The sequence below is a fragment of the Pseudomonas sp. CFBP 8771 genome, from assembly GCF_014841695.1.
In the GTDB taxonomy this organism is placed as follows: Bacteria; Pseudomonadota; Gammaproteobacteria; order Pseudomonadales; family Pseudomonadaceae; genus Aquipseudomonas; species Aquipseudomonas baltica.
In genome coordinates this window covers 453,232-469,500 of record NZ_JACYUJ010000005.1, presented here as the reverse complement: position 1 = coordinate 469,500, position 16,269 = coordinate 453,232, and the positions used below count along the sequence as shown (strand labels likewise).

The 16,269-nt window shown below is 63.5% G+C and carries 15 protein-coding genes; 9 read left to right on the top strand and 6 right to left on the bottom strand.

Going from position 1 to position 16,269, the window contains the following annotated elements; all coding sequences use genetic code 11:
* Nucleotides 1-255: 255 nt before the first annotated feature.
* Nucleotides 256-1,230 (bottom strand): cysteine synthase A, encoded by a 975-nt coding sequence (gene cysK, locus IFT80_RS14480; protein WP_192137772.1) that lies wholly within the window; start codon nt 1,228-1,230, stop codon nt 256-258.
* Nucleotides 1,231-1,353: 123 nt separating this feature from the next.
* Between cysK and IFT80_RS14475 the strand changes: the two genes are divergently transcribed.
* From IFT80_RS14475 to IFT80_RS14465, 3 genes are all read left to right on the top strand, one after another.
* Nucleotides 1,354-2,430, top strand: coding sequence for a DUF748 domain-containing protein (locus IFT80_RS14475; RefSeq protein WP_192137771.1), 1,077 nt, complete (start codon nt 1,354-1,356; stop codon nt 2,428-2,430).
* Between the two features lie 237 nt (nt 2,431-2,667).
* Nucleotides 2,668-3,513: an AAA family ATPase gene (locus tag IFT80_RS14470; protein ID WP_056844259.1), complete on the top strand. Its 846-nt coding sequence runs from the start codon at nt 2,668-2,670 to the stop codon at nt 3,511-3,513.
* Between the two features lie 31 nt (nt 3,514-3,544).
* Nucleotides 3,545-4,723 carry a vWA domain-containing protein gene (locus IFT80_RS14465; protein WP_192137770.1) on the top strand — a complete coding sequence of 393 codons (1,179 nt, stop codon included), beginning with the start codon at nt 3,545-3,547 and terminating at the stop codon, nt 4,721-4,723.
* 63 nt (nt 4,724-4,786) lie between these two features.
* Here the strand turns inward: IFT80_RS14465 and IFT80_RS14460 are convergent, their stop codons facing one another.
* From IFT80_RS14460 to IFT80_RS14450, 3 genes are read right to left on the bottom strand one after another with little or no spacing between them, the layout of a single operon-like run.
* Entirely contained in the window at nt 4,787-5,326 is a 540-nt protein-coding gene (locus IFT80_RS14460; RefSeq protein WP_185795090.1) for a DUF2937 family protein, read from the bottom strand.
* Between the two features lie 42 nt (nt 5,327-5,368).
* Nucleotides 5,369-6,151, bottom strand: a complete 783-nt coding sequence (locus IFT80_RS14455) for a class II glutamine amidotransferase (protein ID WP_122474991.1) — start codon at nt 6,149-6,151, stop codon at nt 5,369-5,371.
* A gap of 30 nt (nt 6,152-6,181) precedes the next feature.
* The gene (locus tag IFT80_RS14450) at nt 6,182-6,748 is read right to left on the bottom strand and encodes an MFS transporter (protein ID WP_192137769.1); all 567 of its coding nucleotides are present in this window, start codon (nt 6,746-6,748) and stop codon (nt 6,182-6,184) included.
* Between the two features lie 33 nt (nt 6,749-6,781).
* Between IFT80_RS14450 and IFT80_RS14445 the strand changes: the two genes are divergently transcribed.
* Nucleotides 6,782-8,836 (top strand): S9 family peptidase, encoded by a 2,055-nt coding sequence (locus tag IFT80_RS14445; protein ID WP_192137768.1) that lies wholly within the window; start codon nt 6,782-6,784, stop codon nt 8,834-8,836.
* A gap of 222 nt (nt 8,837-9,058) precedes the next feature.
* On the opposite strand, the gene IFT80_RS14440 is transcribed toward IFT80_RS14445, so the two are convergent.
* Nucleotides 9,059-9,337 carry a hypothetical protein gene (locus IFT80_RS14440; protein WP_122474997.1) on the bottom strand — a complete coding sequence of 93 codons (279 nt, stop codon included), beginning with the start codon at nt 9,335-9,337 and terminating at the stop codon, nt 9,059-9,061.
* Between the two features lie 84 nt (nt 9,338-9,421).
* On the opposite strand from IFT80_RS14440, the gene IFT80_RS14435 reads away from it, so the two are divergent.
* The 5 genes from IFT80_RS14435 (at nt 9,422) to IFT80_RS14415 (ending at nt 15,448) form a co-directional block, all read left to right on the top strand.
* Nucleotides 9,422-10,102, top strand: coding sequence for a spermidine synthase (locus IFT80_RS14435; RefSeq protein WP_192058700.1), 681 nt, complete (start codon nt 9,422-9,424; stop codon nt 10,100-10,102).
* A 247-nt stretch (nt 10,103-10,349) separates the two neighbouring features.
* Nucleotides 10,350-11,006: a DUF1120 domain-containing protein gene (locus IFT80_RS14430; RefSeq protein WP_122475001.1), complete on the top strand. Its 657-nt coding sequence runs from the start codon at nt 10,350-10,352 to the stop codon at nt 11,004-11,006.
* 226 nt (nt 11,007-11,232) lie between these two features.
* Complete coding sequence (locus tag IFT80_RS14425) at nt 11,233-11,955, top strand: fimbria/pilus chaperone family protein (protein WP_122475003.1); 723 nt, start codon at nt 11,233-11,235, stop codon at nt 11,953-11,955.
* Nucleotides 11,955-14,327 (top strand): fimbria/pilus outer membrane usher protein, encoded by a 2,373-nt coding sequence (locus IFT80_RS14420; RefSeq protein WP_192058698.1) that lies wholly within the window; start codon nt 11,955-11,957, stop codon nt 14,325-14,327. Before IFT80_RS14425 ends, IFT80_RS14420 begins: the two co-directional genes overlap by 1 nt.
* Entirely contained in the window at nt 14,324-15,448 is a 1,125-nt protein-coding gene (locus IFT80_RS14415; RefSeq protein ID WP_192137767.1) for a DUF1120 domain-containing protein, read from the top strand. Before IFT80_RS14420 ends, IFT80_RS14415 begins: the two co-directional genes overlap by 4 nt.
* Nucleotides 15,449-15,455: 7 nt before the next feature.
* Here IFT80_RS14415 and IFT80_RS14410 read toward each other — a convergent pair whose 3' ends face one another.
* A complete protein-coding gene (locus IFT80_RS14410) occupies nt 15,456-16,106 on the bottom strand; it encodes a DUF1120 domain-containing protein (RefSeq protein ID WP_122475009.1) in 651 nt (216 codons plus the stop codon).
* Between the last annotated feature and the right edge of the window lie 163 nt (nt 16,107-16,269).

The following is a 16,269-nucleotide window of genomic DNA, read 5'->3' as shown; positions in this document are numbered from 1 at the left end:
AGGAGCGGTCATCGGCCGCGAATAGGCCAGCGCGGTGTGTCAGATATACCGCGGCGCGGCTTTCGCGGCCGCGGACCGCTCCTACGGAGGTGGCGTATACCCGTAGGAGCGGTCATCGGCCGCGAATAGGCCAGCGCGGTGTGTCAGATATACCGCGGCGTGGCTTTCGCGGCCGCGGGCCGCTCCTACGGGGGTGGCGTATACCCGTAAGAGCGGTCATCGGCCGCGAAGGCGTCAGCCGTCACACAACAGCGATCAAGCCTGCAGTTCGGTTTCGGTGAACAGGTCGCTGAACAGCATGCTCGACAGGTAACGCTCGCCCGAATCGGGCAGGATCACCACGATGGTCTTGCCCTGCATTTCCGGCTTTTCCGCCAGCTTGGCCGCGGCCGCCATGGCCGCGCCACAGGAAATACCGCAGAGGATGCCCTCCTCCTGCATCAGGCGCCGCGCCATGGCCTTGGCTTCGTCGTCGCTGACCAGCTCGACCCGATCCACCAGCGACAGGTCGAGGTTCTTCGGGATGAAGCCGGCGCCGATGCCCTGAATCTTGTGGGGTGCCGGGGTGATTTCCTGGCCGGCCATGGCCTGGGTGATGATGGGCGAACCCAGTGGTTCGACCGCGACGCTGAGAATCGACTTGCCCTGGACGTGCTTGATGTAGCGCGAGATACCGGTAATCGTGCCGCCTGTGCCCACACCTGCCACCAGCACATCGACGGCGCCGTCGGTGTCGTTCCAGATCTCCGGCCCGGTGGTCTTTTCATGAATCGCCGGATTGGCCGGGTTGTCGAACTGCTGGGGCATGAAATACAGCTCGGGATCACTGGCGACGATCTCCCCTGCCTTTTCGATGGCGCCCTTCATGCCCCTGGCCGGCTCGGTCAGCACCAGTTCGGCACCCAGCGCCTTGAGCACCTTGCGGCGCTCCAGGCTCATGGACGCGGGCATGGTCAGCATGAGCTTGTAGCCGCGTGCAGCGGCCACGAATGCCAGGCCAATGCCGGTATTGCCCGACGTCGGCTCGACGATGGTCATGCCCGGCTTGAGCTTGCCCGAGCTTTCAGCGTCCCAGATCATGCTCGCGCCAATGCGGCACTTGACCGAGTAGCCGGGGTTGCGCCCCTCGATCTTGGCCAGCAGGGTCACCCCGCGCGGACCGATGCGGTTGATCTGCACCAACGGCGTGTTGCCAATGGAATGGGCGTTGTCGGCGTAAATGCGGCTCATGGCGTAAGGGTCCTTGTGCTGCAGCAGGAAAAATCCAAGGTTAAGCCCGCGATGGGGGCGAGTCCAGCGAACGGATGAGACTGTGGACAGTCAATCGCTAACTATCGTTCTGGAGAGTCTGCCATGAAACGTCGTTACAGCTGGCCGCTATGGACCGTGACCGGCCTGGTCGTATTGGTGCTGGGGCTGCACATCGCCCTGCCCTATCTGGTGCGCGACTACCTGAACGACAAGCTGGCCGACATGGGCGACTACAAAGGCCGTGTCAGCGATGTGGACCTGGCCTGGTGGCGCGGCGCCTATCAGATCAACGGCCTGCAGATCGTCAAGACCTCCGGCAAAGTGCCCGTGCCGCTGCTCGACGCACCGGTGATCGACATCGCGGTGAGCTGGCACGCCCTGTGGAACAAGCATGCTGTGGTCGCACATGTGGAATTCCTGCGCCCCGAGCTCAACTTCGTCGACGGTGGTACCAACAAGCAGGCCACCCAGACCGGTGCCGGCACCGACTGGCGCGACCAGATGAACAAGCTGCTGCCGATCACCTTGAACGAAGTGCGGGTCAACGATGGCAAGATCAGCTTCCGCAATTTCTCGTCCAAACCTCAGGTCAACCTCAGCGCCACCCAGGTCAACGCCAGCCTGTACAACCTGACCAATGTCGAGGACCTCGAAGGCAAGCGCGATGCGCGTTTCGAAGGCCACGCCAAGCTGTTCGGCCAGGCCCCCATTGAAAGCACCGCCACGTTCGATCCGTTCAGCAACTTCGAAGACTTCGAATTCCGCTTGCGCGCCACCGGCATCGAGTTGCGTCGGCTCAACAATTTCTCGGGTGCCTATGGCAAGTTCGATTTCAACGCCGGCAGTGGCGACATCGTGATCGAGGCCGACGCCGACAACGCCCGTTTGAGCGGTTACATCAAACCGCTGTTGCACAATGTCGACGTGTTCAACTGGCAACAGGACGTCGAGAACAAGGACAAGGGCATCTTGCGTTCCATCTGGGAGGCCGTGGTGGGCGGGACCGAGACGGTATTGAAAAACCAGTCGCAGAACCAGTTCGCGACCCGGGTCGAACTCAGCGGCAATGTGCATCGTCAGGACATCAGCCCGTTGCAGGCGTTCTGGCAGATCTTGCGCAACGGGTTCGTGCAGGCTTTCAATGCACGCTACGAACAGGCGCCGCCGAAGCAGGAATGAGGTGATTGACAGGCCTGGCCCCTTCGCGGGCAGAGGGCCAGCCGCTCTCCTTGGGTTTTCTCGTAGGAGCGGTCTGTGGCCGCGAACCAGGCGCTGCAGTGTATCTGGCGCACCGCGTGGCACCGTTCGCGGCCACTGACCGTTCCTACGGGGGTTGCGCCAAGCCTTCTGGCACACCACAAGCAGCTCGTTGCGCTATATAGTCGGCCACCACATTTGATCACCGAGGACAGCCCCATGAAGTTCGAAGGCACTCCCGCCTATGTCGCCACCGACGACCTCAAGCTGGCGGTCAATGCCGCGATCACCCTGCAACGACCCCTGCTGGTCAAGGGCGAGCCGGGCACTGGCAAAACCATGCTGGCCGAACAACTGGCCGAGTCCTTCGGCGCGCGCCTGATCACCTGGCACATCAAGTCCACCACCAAGGCCCACCAGGGGCTGTACGAGTACGATGCGGTCAGCCGCCTGCGCGACTCGCAACTGGGCGTGGACAAGGTCCACGATGTGCGCAACTACCTGAAGAAAGGCAAGCTGTGGGAGGCGTTCGAGGCGGACGAGCGGGTCATCCTGCTGATCGATGAAATCGACAAGGCCGACATCGAGTTCCCCAACGACCTGCTGCAGGAACTCGACAAGATGGAGTTCTATGTCTACGAGACCAACGAAACCATCAAGGCCCGTCACCGCCCGATCATCATCATTACCTCCAACAACGAAAAGGAGCTGCCCGACGCATTCCTGCGTCGCTGCTTCTTCCACTACATCGCCTTTCCCGACCGCACGACCCTGCAACGCATCGTCGACGTACACTACCCCGACATCAAGAAAACCCTGGTGGCCGAAGCCCTGGACGTGTTCTTCGACGTGCGCAAGGTGCCCGGCCTGAAAAAGAAGCCCTCTACCTCCGAGCTGGTCGACTGGCTCAAACTGCTGATGGCCGACAACATCGGCGAAGCCGTGCTGCGCGAACGTGATCCGACCAAGGCCATCCCACCGCTGGCCGGTGCACTGGTCAAGAACGAACAGGACGTGCAATTGCTCGAACGCCTGGCGTTCATGAGCCGACGCGGCAACCGCTGACCCCCCTTTTTCGACTGCGAGGGCGTCCGCCATGCTGCTCAACCTGTTCAATGAAATGCGCGCGGCCAAAGTGCCGGTGTCGGTGCGTGAACTGCTCGACCTGATCAATGCCCTGGAACAGCGTGTGACGTTCGCCGACATGGACGAATTCTACTTTCTGGCGCGGGCGATACTGGTCAAGGACGAACGTCATTTCGACAAGTTCGACCGGGCGTTTTCAGCCTATTTCAAAGGCCTGCAGAACCTTGATCAACACCTCGAAGCGCTGATCCCGGGAGAATGGCTGCGCAAGGAGTTCGAGCGCTCGTTGAGCGCCGAGGAACGTGCGCAGATCCAGTCCCTGGGCGGGCTGGACAAGCTGATCGAGGCCTTCAAGCAACGCCTGGAGGAACAGAAAGGCCGGCATGCCGGCGGCAGCAAGTGGATCGGCACCGGCGGCACCAGTCCGTTCGGCTCGGGTGGCTATCACCCCGAAGGCATTCGTGTAGGCGATGCCGGCGAGCGCCAGGGCAAGGCGGTGAAGGTCTGGGATCAGCGCGAGTACCGCAACCTGGACGACAGCGTGGAACTGGGTACGCGCAACATCAAGGTGGCACTGCGTCGATTGCGCCAGTTTGCCCGGCAAGGGGCGGCCGAAGAGCTGGACATCGACGGCACCATCGACCACACCGCACGCGATGGCGGGCTGCTCAACATCCAGTTGCGTCCCGAGCGGCGCAACAACGTGAAGCTGTTGCTGCTGTTCGATATCGGCGGTTCGATGGACGCCCACGTCAAGGTCTGCGAAGAGTTGTTCTCGGCCTGCCGTACCGAGTTCAAGCACCTCGAGTATTTCTACTTCCACAACTGTGTCTACGAGACGGTCTGGAAGGACAACCAGCGCCGCAACGCCGAGGGCATCAGCACCCATGACCTGCTGCACAAGTACGGCCCCGACTACAAAGTGGTGTTCATCGGCGACGCCGCCATGGCTCCCTACGAGATCACCCATCCGGGCGGTAGCGTCGAGCATTGGAACGAAGAAGCGGGGTTGGTCTGGTTGCAGCGTTTCATGCAGACCTACCGCAAACTGATCTGGATCAATCCCTACCCCGAGAACACCTGGGGATACACGGCGTCGACGCACATCATTCGCGATCTGGTGGAGCAGCGAATGTACCCGCTGACCCTGAGTGGCCTGGAAGACGGGATGCGCTACCTGGCCAAGTGAGAGGTATTGCATGAGGTTGTTCGCGGCTGCTGACCGCTCCTACGGTGAAGGTAGGAGCACGCTCTAGCGTTCGCGGCGTACCAGGGGCTCGGCCACGGGTTTGGCACGGCGGCGGCCGAACCACAGGGTCCAGCCGATGAACAGGATGATGCATTCCACCACCCAGGCCAGCACCAGGGCACAGGCGATGCCCCAGGCAATTGCCTCAGGCGCCAGCAGCACCTGATAGCTGTAGCCATTCAAGGTTTCCTGGCGCAATTGCGGATCGGCCTGGGCCACCACATGCCAGGCTTTCGCATACCAAGGCCCTTGCAGCGCTTGCCACTCGCGTTCCAGCAACTGGTTGCGGGCCAGCAGCGCGCCGATGCTGGCGGCGTCGCTGCGGAACACCGGGTCTTCGCTGGCACGGTAGTGCGCCACCAGCGCCTGCAGGTCGCCATTGAAGAAGCGCTGCGCGGTCTCGCTGAAACCACGCAGGCTCTGCTGCGCTTCGAGCCGATGGGCCTCGACCCGCTGGCTGTAGTCGTTGATCACGCCGGGCACTTGCACACCCACCAGCAAGCCGACGGCAAACAGCACAAGTCGCAGGTAGCTTCGCAGCATGAACGTCCTCTCAGTCAAAGGTGGCAGCGCCACGGTGGGGTATCAGGCAGGCTGCGCCTGCCCGGTGGCCACGCATTCGCCCTGGCGCCACAGACCCCAGTTGCCGGGCGCGTAGCGGTTCCAGGTTTCGTTCTCGGTCAGCGGCTCGGTGGCGATCACCGTGACCACATCGTCGGGCGTGGTCTCGGCCTGGAAATCCACGATCACGTCCACGTCTTTGAGCCGGGCCGGACCGAAAGGTGCCCGCCGGGTAATGTGCACCAGCTTGGTCGAGCAGAAGCAGAACAGCCAGTCGCCGTCACTGAGCAGGCAATTGAACACACCCTGGCCACGGTACTGCTCGCAGGCCTGCACGAGGATGGGCAACAGGCGCTCGAACTCGACCGGCTCGGGAAAGCATTCGCGGACGCGGTTGAGCAGGTCGCAGAACGCCGCTTCGCTGTCGGTATCACCCACGGGGCGGTAGAAATCGGCGCGCGGGTTGAACTCGGCCAGTTGGCCATTGTGGGCGAAGCACCAGTTGCGTCCCCACAGCTCACGCACGAAGGGATGGGTATTGGCCAGGCAGACCTTGCCGACGTTGGCCTGGCGAATGTGGCCGATGACCACTTCGCTCTTGATCGGATAGCGCTGCACCAGCTGCGCCACTTCCGACTCGCTGCTCGCGGTCGGGTCCTGGAACAAGCGCAGGCCACGGCCTTCATAGAAAGCGATGCCCCAGCCGTCGCGGTGCGGACCGGTGCGGCCGCCGCGCTGCATCAGGCCGGTGAAGCTGAAAACGATATCGGTCGGTACGTTGGCACTCATGCCCAGAAGTTCACACATGCACGGTACTCGAGACGATGGAACGTGGATTCAGATGCGCGGTTCGACCCGCAGGTTGTCCCGTGGCGGCGTGGGCACCGGACGTTCTTCGCGCGGCTCGATGGGCCGCGCAACCGCGGCGGCATCGCCATCGTGCCGAGCGGCGTCTGCTTCAGCCTGCGCCAGGCGCCGGGCCTGGGCCTTGCGCAGGAACGGCAGGCGCACCAGCGCGAAAATCACGTACACGCCCAAGGCAATCACTGCGGCCATGGTCAGGTCGGAAATCGCGCCCCAGGCACTGCCGCCCATCTTGAACAACAGCTCCAGGGCGCTGATCGCCACGGCCGGGGCCAGCAGGTCGCGGGCCGGGTCGACCACGGTGGGCGTCAGCAGCAGCACCACGCCGAGCAGGCGCAAGGGCTCGCGCAGATAGCGCCACATCCAGCGGGTGATACGAAACCACACCAGAATGCAGCCCAGGGCGGCGAAGGCGTAGATACCCCAGGCGAGGAAATAGTCGTTCTCGGTCATGGTGTCCGTGGCATGGCAGGCAAATAGGCGCTTATGATAACGGCTTTTCGCCTGCCCGGCGCTGCTGTTGTCGTGCCCCCGAGGCATGCACCGCCAGCACCCGCGCCAAGAGAGCCGCTCATGTCCCAGCCTATCGTCGCCCCCATCGCCCATGTCGCCCCCGGTGACGACCCCTACGCCTGGCTGCAGGTGCGCGACCGCGCCGACGTGCTCGACTACCTCAAGGCCGAGAACGCCTGGCAGGAGGCACAACTGGCCGACCAGGCCGAGCTGCGCGAGCAATTGTTCGAGGAGATCAAGGGGCGCATCCGCGAAACCGACCTGTCCCTCGCCTCGCCGTGGGGGCCGTGGTTGTACTACACCCGCACCACGGCCGGCGACGAGTACCCGCGGCACTATCGCTGCGCACGCCCGGACGACGGCTCGACCCAGGTCGAGGAGCACTCCGAGCAGTTGCTGCTGGACCCTAACGTGCTGGCCAACGGTGGCTTCCTGTCGATGGGCGCGTTCAACGTCAGCCCTGACCACCAGCGCCTGGCCTACAGCCTGGACACCAGTGGCGACGAGATCTACCGCCTGTTCGTCAAGGAGCTGGGCAACGATGCGATGGTCGAGCTGCCTTTCGAGGATTGCGACGGCAGCATGACCTGGGCCAATGACAGCCAGACCCTGTTCTTCGGTGAACTGGACGAAACCCACCGCCCTCATCGGCTGCACCGCCACACCTTGGGCAGCGACGGCGCCGAGCAGGTGTTCGAGGAGAACGACGGGCGCTTTTTCCTGCACTGCTACCGTTCCAGTTCGGAGCGCCAGCTGATCCTGCTGCTCAACAGCAAGACCACCAGCGAAGCCTGGGTGCTGGATGCCGACCAGCCTGCAGGGGATTTCACCTGCTTGGCGCCAAGGGTCGAGGACCATGAGTACTATCCGGATCACGGCCAACTCGACGGTGCCTGGACCTGGTTCATCCGCAGCAACCAGTCGGGCATCAACTTCGCCTTGTACCAGGCCGCCGACACGGGCGCGGCGCCGACTCGCGAGCAGTGGCGAACGCTGATCCCACACCGTGACGATGTGATGCTCGAAGGGGTGACCCTCAATACCGCTGCCTTCACCTTGAGCCTGCGCGCGCGCGGCCTGCCGATCATCGAAGTCCATGCCCAGGGCCTGGCGCCCTACCCGGTGCAACTGCCGGATGCCGCATACAGCCTGTATGTCTCCGACAGCCTGGAGTTTGCCAGCGAGCAGATTCGCTTGCGCTACGAGGCCTTGAACCGGCCTGGCCAGGTTCGCCAACTGAACCTGCGCGACGGCGCCCAAGTGGTGCTCAAGCAGACCCCGGTGCTGGGTCGGTTCGACGCCGACGACTATGTCAGCCAGCGCCTCTGGGCCACCGCCGCAGACGGCACTCAGGTGCCGATCAGCTTGGTGATGAAGAAAGCATTCGTTGGGCAGGCCACACCGCTGTACCTGTACGGCTACGGCGCCTACGGCGAGAGCCTGGATCCGTGGTTTTCCCATGCGCGGTTGAGTTTGCTGAACCGCGGCATTGCCTTTGCCATCGCCCATGTGCGCGGCGGCGGCGAGTTGGGCGAAGCGTGGTATCGGGCTGGCAAGCAGGAACACAAAGGCAATACCTTCAGCGATTTCATCGCCTGTGCCGAACACTTGATCGAGCAAGGGCTGACGCGCGCCGAGCAGCTGGTCATCAGTGGCGGCAGCGCGGGCGGTTTGTTGATCGGCGCAGTGTTGAACCAGCGTCCGGAGCTGTTCCAGGCGGCGGTAGCGGAGGTGCCGTTCGTCGACGTGCTCAACACCATGCTGGACCCCGACCTGCCGCTGACCGTGACCGAATATGACGAGTGGGGCAACCCTCAGGACCCCGAGGTGCATGCGCGCATCAAGGCTTACGCGCCGTACGAGAACGTCACCGCGCAGGCGTATCCGCACCTGCTGGTCATCGCCGGCTACAACGACAGCCGTGTGCAGTATTGGGAAGCCGCCAAGTGGGTAGCGCGCCTGCGCGCGTGCAAGACCGACGACAACCTGCTGCTGCTGAAGACCGAACTGGGTGCCGGTCACGGCGGCATGAGCGGCCGTTACCAGGGCCTGCGCGATGTGGCCCTGGAATATGCGTTCGTGCTCAAGGCCCTGGGCACACCCAAACAATCTTGATGTGGCGTGCCTGAAGGAACGCGGCGAACGCGGACGCGGCTTGCGCCGCTGCTACAGGGTTCGCGGCGCATCGGATGCGGTGGGCCTGAAGGGACGCGGTGAACCTGGACGCGGCTTGCGCCGCTGCTACAAGGGGCGTGGCGTTGCAGGTGGCCTGTATCCCCCTGTAGCAGCGGCGCGAGCCGCGTCGGCGGAGGATGCGGTATGCCAGGGAAAACGCGATCAACCGCCGGGGGATTTGGGCTTGACCGGGGTTGGCGGCGTGTCCTGACGTTCGGGTTCGGGGACGTTCTCGGCCTTGGGTGGCGCAGGCAACGGTATGGGCGGCAGCAGCGGCGGTGAACCGCTCATGCCCTCGCCGCCATGGGTCGAGGGCACGGTAACCTGTGGATAGGGGGTTGGCGTGGGTGTACCCGGCGATCCCGGGGGCAGCGACGAGGCCGATGCGACACCGGCACACAGGGCAACACATGCAAAGACCGATACACTGCGCAACTTCATTGAACACCCCAAGGCCTGACTGCCTGTTCCGATGACACAGGCTACTACCATGGCACTACCTTGTCCTCCTTCCGAGATTGACCGATGAAACGCTTCGTACTGCTCGACACCACACCGATCCCCGACAACGGCGGTGCGCTCTGCCTGTTCGAGTACGGCGAAGACTTCGTCATCAAGATCCAGGGAGGCGATGGCGGACAACTGATGAACACCCGCATGCACGGTTCCGAAGACGCCCTGGCCGAGATCCCCTGCCGCAAGGTGGCCGGGCGACCGAACTCGCGGGTGCTGATCGGCGGTTTGGGCATGGGCTTCACCCTGGCTTCGGCGCTCAAGCATCTGGGCAAGACCGCGCAAGTGGTGGTCGCCGAACTGGTGCCCGGCGTGGTCGAGTGGAACCGTGGCCCGTTGGGCGAAAAAGCCGGCAACCCCCTGGCCGATCCGCGCACCGTCATCCGCCTGGAGGACGTGGCCAAGGTGCTGCAGGCCGAGCCGGCCGGTTTCGACGCGATCATGCTGGATGTGGACAATGGCCCTGAAGGTCTGACCCAGAAGGCCAATAGCTGGCTGTATTCGAGCGGTGGCCTGGCGGCCTGCGCGAAAGCCTTGAGGCCCAAGGGTGTTCTCGCCGTGTGGTCGGCCAGCGCCGACCGCCAGTTCAGCGACAACCTGCGCAAGGCCGGCTTCAAGGCCGAAGAAGTGCAGGTGTTCGCCCACGGCAACAAGGGCACCCGCCATACCATCTGGATCGCCCAGAAAATCTGAACCCACTGCGCCGCAGGAGCGGTCCGTGGCCGCGAAGGGCGCACCGTGGTCCGCTAGATGCACCGCGGCGTCTGCTTCGCGGCCAATGACCGCTCCTACGGTGAGGAGCATTCCTGTTCGGCTGTGGAAATCGGCTAGGAGGTTTCACGGCAAACTTCTGAATCGGCTCACTTACGGGCTGTTCAGCGGCTTCTAGAGTTGGCGGTGTTGCGATGTGCAACCACCATTAACCAATCTGGAAATCAACATGACCCTTATATCCCGTCTGCTTATCGGCACCACGCTGCTGGCAGCACTCCCGACCGCGATGGCGGCTTCAACCGTTGATTTGAGTGTCACCGGCTCGATCGTACCGGCCGCTTGCACCCCATCGCTCTCTGCCAGCGATTTCCACCACGGCAAGATATCGAAGAGCGACCTCAACGTGGATGGGCCAACAGGTTTCACCGAGAACAAGAAGGTCGCCACCCTGAGCGTCAATTGCACGGCTGCTACGGTGTACGGAATCCGTGGGATCGACAATCGTGCAGATACCGTCGGAAATAACTGGTACGTGACACCCTACGGGCTGGGCTTGACGCCCAAAGGAGAGAAAATCGGTGCGCATTTTCTGGAAATCTACCCACGCGAATCACTGATTGACGGCAAACCTGCTTTCGTAGGCGTAGGTAATGCGGCGGGCACCGTATGGACCAGTGCGACCCAGGGCGAGAAAGGTATTCGCAACTACGGCGAGCTGTTGGGTTTCACCGATACAGCAGGGGCTTTGGCGCAACCGCTGCCGATCAAGGATGCCACTTTCGCACTCAAATCCTATCTGGTCATCGCTGCGGCCAAAGGGCTGACCCTGACCGACGAAGTCGCCCTCGACGGTGCCGCCACCATCGAACTCGTGTACCTGTAACGACACCGCGTTGCGGTAGTTTCTTTGTCGGCAAAGCCTGGCGCAGATACGTCCTACGTCGCTTGCAATCTTTTCGTCCTGCACTTGCTGAAGGGTCCGAGCCGAGAACGCGCGGATTGCTTTTAGAGTACTGCTGCCCTTCCCCCTCACACGATCTTCCCGGCACTGCGGTGTCGAGGAAGGCGTGGTCGTACCTGCCTGTTGCGTTCCCTGTCTGGAGAAACCGATGAACCGCCGCAACCACGTTTTGTATGCGTACCTGGGCATCACAGCGTTGCTGATCTGCAGTCCTGAAATCCATGCCGACGGCATGATCCCGGAAACCTCGGTGGTCATCGTCTACGAAGGCGATGCCGAAACCGCCATAAAAGTGACCAACAGCGACCAGCATCCTGCGCTGCTGCACGTCACGCTGGATCACATCCCCGAAGACAAGGCGTCGCTGTTGTTCGTCACACCCCCCATCGCGCGCGTCGAGGCGGGTGAATCGCAGCTGGTGCGCTTCATCCTGTCGAACTCCGAACCGCTCACCACTCAACGCTTGAAAAGGGTCATCTTCGAGGGACTGGCGCAGAACGACCAGCCAGGTAAACCCGGCGAGGCACGAGTATCGGTAAACGTACGACAGAATCTGCCGGTGATCCTGCACCCCAAAGGCCTGGTGAGGAACGCCGAGCCTTGGAAGGGCCTGCACTGGTCGCTGCAGGACAGCCAGCTTACGGTATCCAACCCCACTCCCTATGTCGTGCGTCTGTCACAGGAAGTGCACAGCCTGCCGAGCAAGACCCCTTGGCAGCTGCCCCGCAGCTACGTATTGCCCGGTGATCGGCTGACTCTGCCCGGCAAGGCGCTGGCCGTCGCCGATGGGCAGGTCCTGTTTACCCCTGCCACGGTGTACGGTTTTGCCGTAGGTACGCATCAGGCAACGCTGAATCAGGGCGCGCCTTGATGAAGGCGCTCATTGGTAGCACATTGTCCGCAGTGACGTTGGCGCTGTACACCCAGACTGCAAGCGCAACAAGTTTCGACAGCGAAACCCTGCGCCTGCGTGGTATCGATCCTGACTTGGCCGCCTACTTGAGCCAGACCGCGCGCTTCACAGAAGGCGTGCACGCTGTGCGACTGTGGGTCAACGGTCAGCCCAGAGGCGTTGTCCAAGCCGCCTTCGACACCGCAGGTGCCCTGTGTATCGACCAGGCCGTGCGCGACGCCGGGGAACTGGTCGATACCGAGTCAGGCTGCGGCGAGTTCATCGAGCAATTTCCGCAGACCCTGATCGAACTGCTACCCCAAGCCGGTGAAGTGCGGCTGTTGGTACCTGCACCTGCCTTGCGCACTGCATCGGCCGACCAATCGGCCTTTACCCGAGGTGGGGTTGCCGGCCTGCTCAACTATGACGTGCAGGGCCTGTACAACCAGTTCAATGGTCAACGCAGCCGGTTTCTTTCGGCCAACACCGAGGCTGGCGTCAATGCAGGCGATTGGATCCTGCGCAGCCGTCAGTTCTATAGCTCGGTGCAGGGCAAGGCGAGCCTGCAGCACATGGAAGCCTATGCGCAGCGCACCTTCAGCGACCAGCAGGCGATGCTGCAGTTGGGCCAGATCAACCTGAGCAACCCGGTGCTCGCCGGCGCGCGCGTCACCGGCGCGCAGTGGATGAGCGAACCGGCGCTCGGCGGCAGCGGCCGTGGCGCTCGGGTGCAGGGCATTGCGGCTACTCAGGCGCGGGTGGACGTTCGCCAGAGCGGCGTGCTGATCTATTCAACCGTGGTGCTGGCCGGACCTTTCGAGTTGAGCGATATTCCCCAACTTGACCGGCGCAGAGACCTGGAGGTCACGGTGATCGAGGCCGATGGCGAACGTCGCACCTTTACCGTCCTGGCCGCCACCTTGGGCCTGGAGTTGCCCTCACAGGGCTTTGCTGTGGGCATCGGACAGCTGCGCAACAGTGGGCGCAGCGCTCGGGAACCCTGGGTGTTGAGCGCCGGAGGCAGCTACCCACTGGCGCCGGCCGCCAGTATCAGTGGCGGTGCCCTCATCGGCCAAGGCTACAACGCCGGCGGCGCCGGGCTCAACCTGGAACCGTGGCCCGGCTCGCGAGCGCAGAGCCTGTTACAGGCCGCGCATGCCAGCGAATCGGACGACCAGGGGGTGCAGGGCAGCATCAGTCTCAATCAGCAGCTCGGCGATCGCTGGTCAGCCTTGCTCAGTGCCGGTCGGCAGACAGTCGGCTATCGAGAGTTGATCGACAGTGGGTGGAATCAGCCCGCTGGCCAGCGAAGCCGAGTGCGTGATCAGTACGCCTTCGGCCTGGGCTGGACCCATCCCTGGACGGGCAGCCTGAGCGGCACGTGGTCCACCGCCACGGCGTTCGACGGGCAACGCTCCAGTCGAGCCCAGGTCAATTGGGGGCGACGGCTCGGCCCCGTGTCCCTGACCGCTACCGGGCAATGGCAGCTGGCCGGCGACGGTGGCCTGGGTAATGCCTTGTATTTCAGCGCCAGCCTGCCCCTGGGTGACGGTTTGAACTGGCGTTCGACCGCCCGCAACGACAGCACCGGCATCCGCCTGGGCAGCGGTGTGCAAGGCCGCTGGGACGAGCGCACTCAGTACCGAGTCGCCGCCGAGCGCGCCAGTCGCACTGGCGCGGTGAGCTACAACGGCGGCGTATCGCGGCTGACCCAAGCCAGTCAACTGGACGTCGGCTATGCCAACTACGGCAGCGACAGCCATGGCTACAGTGGCGCTGCACGAGGCGCCGTGGTGCTCCACGAAGATGGCTTCACCTTGTCGCCCTACCCGTTGCAGGACACCTTCGGCCTGTTGACCCTGGAAAATGTCGCAAACGTGCAGATCGATACCCCCGGCGGCAGCGTGTGGACCGACCGCAAGGGCCGCGCCGTGCTGCCGCAACTGGCTCCGTTCGGTCGCAGCAACGTGCAGGTGGCCACTGCATCGTTACCGCGCAACGTCGACGTGCATCAAGGCGCAGCCACCCTCCAGGCCGCGCGTGGCGCAGTGCCGCGCATCATGTTCGGTGTGGAGGTCACGCGGCGCTTGCTGCTTCAGGTGCAGGACGAGGCCGGGCGTCGCCTCAACCGTAGCACGGGCGTCACCGATGCGCAGGGCCAACTGGTGACATTGGTACAGGAAGACGGCGCGGTCTTCGTGCCCAATATCCATGCGAGTCCGCAGTTGTGGAGCCGCACGGTAGACGAGCAGCCGTGCCGATTGCAGTTCGAACTGCCGGCCAGCGCCGATGCCGAGGCGTATTACGAGCAGACCACGGCGCAGTGCCGGGTCGAGGAGAGCGAATCATGAGCCGTTGCACCTTCCTGACGGCGCTGGTGGCCACCGCATTGGCCACACCGTTGCAGGCATTTGCGCAGGGATGCAGCCTGTCGCTCAGCCCGGCCGACATCGACCTGGGTCAATTCAATCGCACGACCGTGCAGTTGGCGTCCGGCGAGGTGCCTTTGCCGCCGCGTCGACTCAGCCTGAGCGTACTGTGTGAAACCGAACAGGATCTGACGCTTGCCTATCGGGCCGGCCAGTTCTCGAACCAGGGCTATGCCTTGGGTTCGCAAGGCGCCTACCGTCTGCGCGTGCTGCAGGCATCGGTGGACGATCAGCCCGTACAGTGGGGCCAGGTGGCGGCCGCTGCGCCACAGGTTGCAACCCGCACCGGCGCAGCGGCGCTGGAAGGTGACCAGCCACTGCAACCGCTGCGGGCCGGCCACGCGGTCAGGGGCAAACGCCTGCAGGCGCAGATCGAACTGCAGGCCACGCTTGCCCCCACCGTGCTCGCCGTCAGTGACGCCCATGAGCTGTCGGCCAGCGGTAGTTTCGACATTGTCGGTCAGCAAAAGCCATTGCTGGTGAAGGCCGGGTTCGCTCCAGCGGCGTGTCGGCCCTCGCTGGCGGGCAACGCGAACGTGAACTTCGGTCGCATTGGCATGGCCGATCTGCGGCGCGAATCGGTCACCACGTTCAGCCGGCAAACGGTGCTGGAAGTGGACTGCGACGCACCGACGCGCTTCGCTATCCGCGCGCTGGATAACCGGGCCGGCTCCGTCAGCGACCAGCTCCTGGCTGCCGCTCCGACGTTGTTCGGCATCGGCCGCACGGCGGACGGTCAGGCCTTGGGCGGTTTCACTGCTCGGCTGGGCACGGGGATCGGTCGTGACGGCAGCAGTGCTTATCCCTTGCTCGGAGACGCTTCTGCGCAAACCTGGCGACCGCACCCCGATGGATGGCTGCGCAGTGACGGCCCGCCCACCGCGCTCGGGCGACAAGCGGCACCCGGCGTCGCCCCCGGCGCCTGGTCTGGACTGTCATTGCCGCTGACCGTCGAACTGCACCTGGCTCCAGCCCGAGGGCTGGACGTGCGCCAGGAAACCCCGATCGACGGCTCGGCCACACTGGAGATCATCTACCTGTAGCGCATGCTTACAGGTAGACCAGCTCCACGGTGACGTGTCCGTCCAAGGGCACGGCATCGGTCAAGGTCAGGCTGCGCGCAGGAGCGATAACGCCATGGGCGCGGATGCCCAGCTGGGCCATTCGTACCACTACGGCACCGGTGTCTACGCCGACACGGTCGACCAGCCCCAATAAACTGCCGTCGGTAGGCAGCGCCATCGGCTGGGCGGTAGAAGTGCTCCACAGGCTGCCGGTACGATCGCCGAGGCTGAGAAATACACGACGGCCATCGACGGTCGAACGTGCTGGATCGACTTGCAGATGATACGCGCCAATCTGCTCATCCGCCGCCGTGCGGCCCATACCCAGTCGACCAGCAATGCCGGAGTCATAGGCTGAACCGGCGCGGTTGTCCACCAGGCGCAGACCATACAAGGTCGGTGTGCCGCACTGAATCGTCAGGTTCGGCGTGTGCTCGATCATCGCGGTAGGCCGCTCGGGGTGCAGGTCGGCCGAACTCACGGTGCCGAAGTGCAGCGTGCTGACACTCAGGATGGGCGTGCAAGCGCTGGGAACGAGCGTTCCGGTGACTTGAATATCCACAGTGGAAGCGCAGAAAGCAGGCGTGGTGAAGCCGAGCGCCAGCATGGCGGTCAGCGTCCGAAAGCCAGGATGCATGATGTTGTCCCTCACTGTCCGATGAGCTGACCGGCACGGGAAACCGGTCACGCTCTTCAGGCTGAAGGGGAAGTTTCCCCTTTGAAAGAGGAAATTTCTGAAGAAAGGTAAATCTGTTCCTACGAAAGATCTTGGTACAGGTAGATCTGACTGCACCTAGTTC

Excerpts from the sequence above, each read along its gene's own strand:
- IFT80_RS14475 (WP_192137771.1), top strand. The coding sequence starts at position 1,354 with ATGAAACGTCGTTACAGCTGGCCGCTATGGACCGTGACCGGCCTGGTC.
- IFT80_RS14440 (WP_122474997.1), bottom strand. The coding sequence starts at position 9,337 with ATGAAGTTGCGCAGTGTATCGGTCTTTGCATGTGTTGCCCTGTGTGCC.
- IFT80_RS14425 (WP_122475003.1), top strand. The coding sequence starts at position 11,233 with ATGAACCGCCGCAACCACGTTTTGTATGCGTACCTGGGCATCACAGCG.
- cysK (WP_192137772.1), bottom strand. The coding sequence starts at position 1,230 with ATGAGCCGCATTTACGCCGACAACGCCCATTCCATTGGCAACACGCCG.
- IFT80_RS14445 (WP_192137768.1), top strand. The coding sequence starts at position 6,782 with ATGTCCCAGCCTATCGTCGCCCCCATCGCCCATGTCGCCCCCGGTGAC.
- IFT80_RS14435 (WP_192058700.1), top strand. The coding sequence starts at position 9,422 with ATGAAACGCTTCGTACTGCTCGACACCACACCGATCCCCGACAACGGC.
- IFT80_RS14460 (WP_185795090.1), bottom strand. The coding sequence starts at position 5,326 with ATGCTGCGAAGCTACCTGCGACTTGTGCTGTTTGCCGTCGGCTTGCTG.
- IFT80_RS14415 (WP_192137767.1), top strand. The coding sequence starts at position 14,324 with ATGAGCCGTTGCACCTTCCTGACGGCGCTGGTGGCCACCGCATTGGCC.
- IFT80_RS14420 (WP_192058698.1), top strand. The coding sequence starts at position 11,955 with ATGAAGGCGCTCATTGGTAGCACATTGTCCGCAGTGACGTTGGCGCTG.
- IFT80_RS14430 (WP_122475001.1), top strand. The coding sequence starts at position 10,350 with ATGACCCTTATATCCCGTCTGCTTATCGGCACCACGCTGCTGGCAGCA.
- IFT80_RS14450 (WP_192137769.1), bottom strand. The coding sequence starts at position 6,748 with ATGCCTCGGGGGCACGACAACAGCAGCGCCGGGCAGGCGAAAAGCCGT.
- IFT80_RS14410 (WP_122475009.1), bottom strand. The coding sequence starts at position 16,106 with ATGCATCCTGGCTTTCGGACGCTGACCGCCATGCTGGCGCTCGGCTTC.
- IFT80_RS14465 (WP_192137770.1), top strand. The coding sequence starts at position 3,545 with ATGCTGCTCAACCTGTTCAATGAAATGCGCGCGGCCAAAGTGCCGGTG.
- IFT80_RS14455 (WP_122474991.1), bottom strand. The coding sequence starts at position 6,151 with ATGTGTGAACTTCTGGGCATGAGTGCCAACGTACCGACCGATATCGTT.
- IFT80_RS14470 (WP_056844259.1), top strand. The coding sequence starts at position 2,668 with ATGAAGTTCGAAGGCACTCCCGCCTATGTCGCCACCGACGACCTCAAG.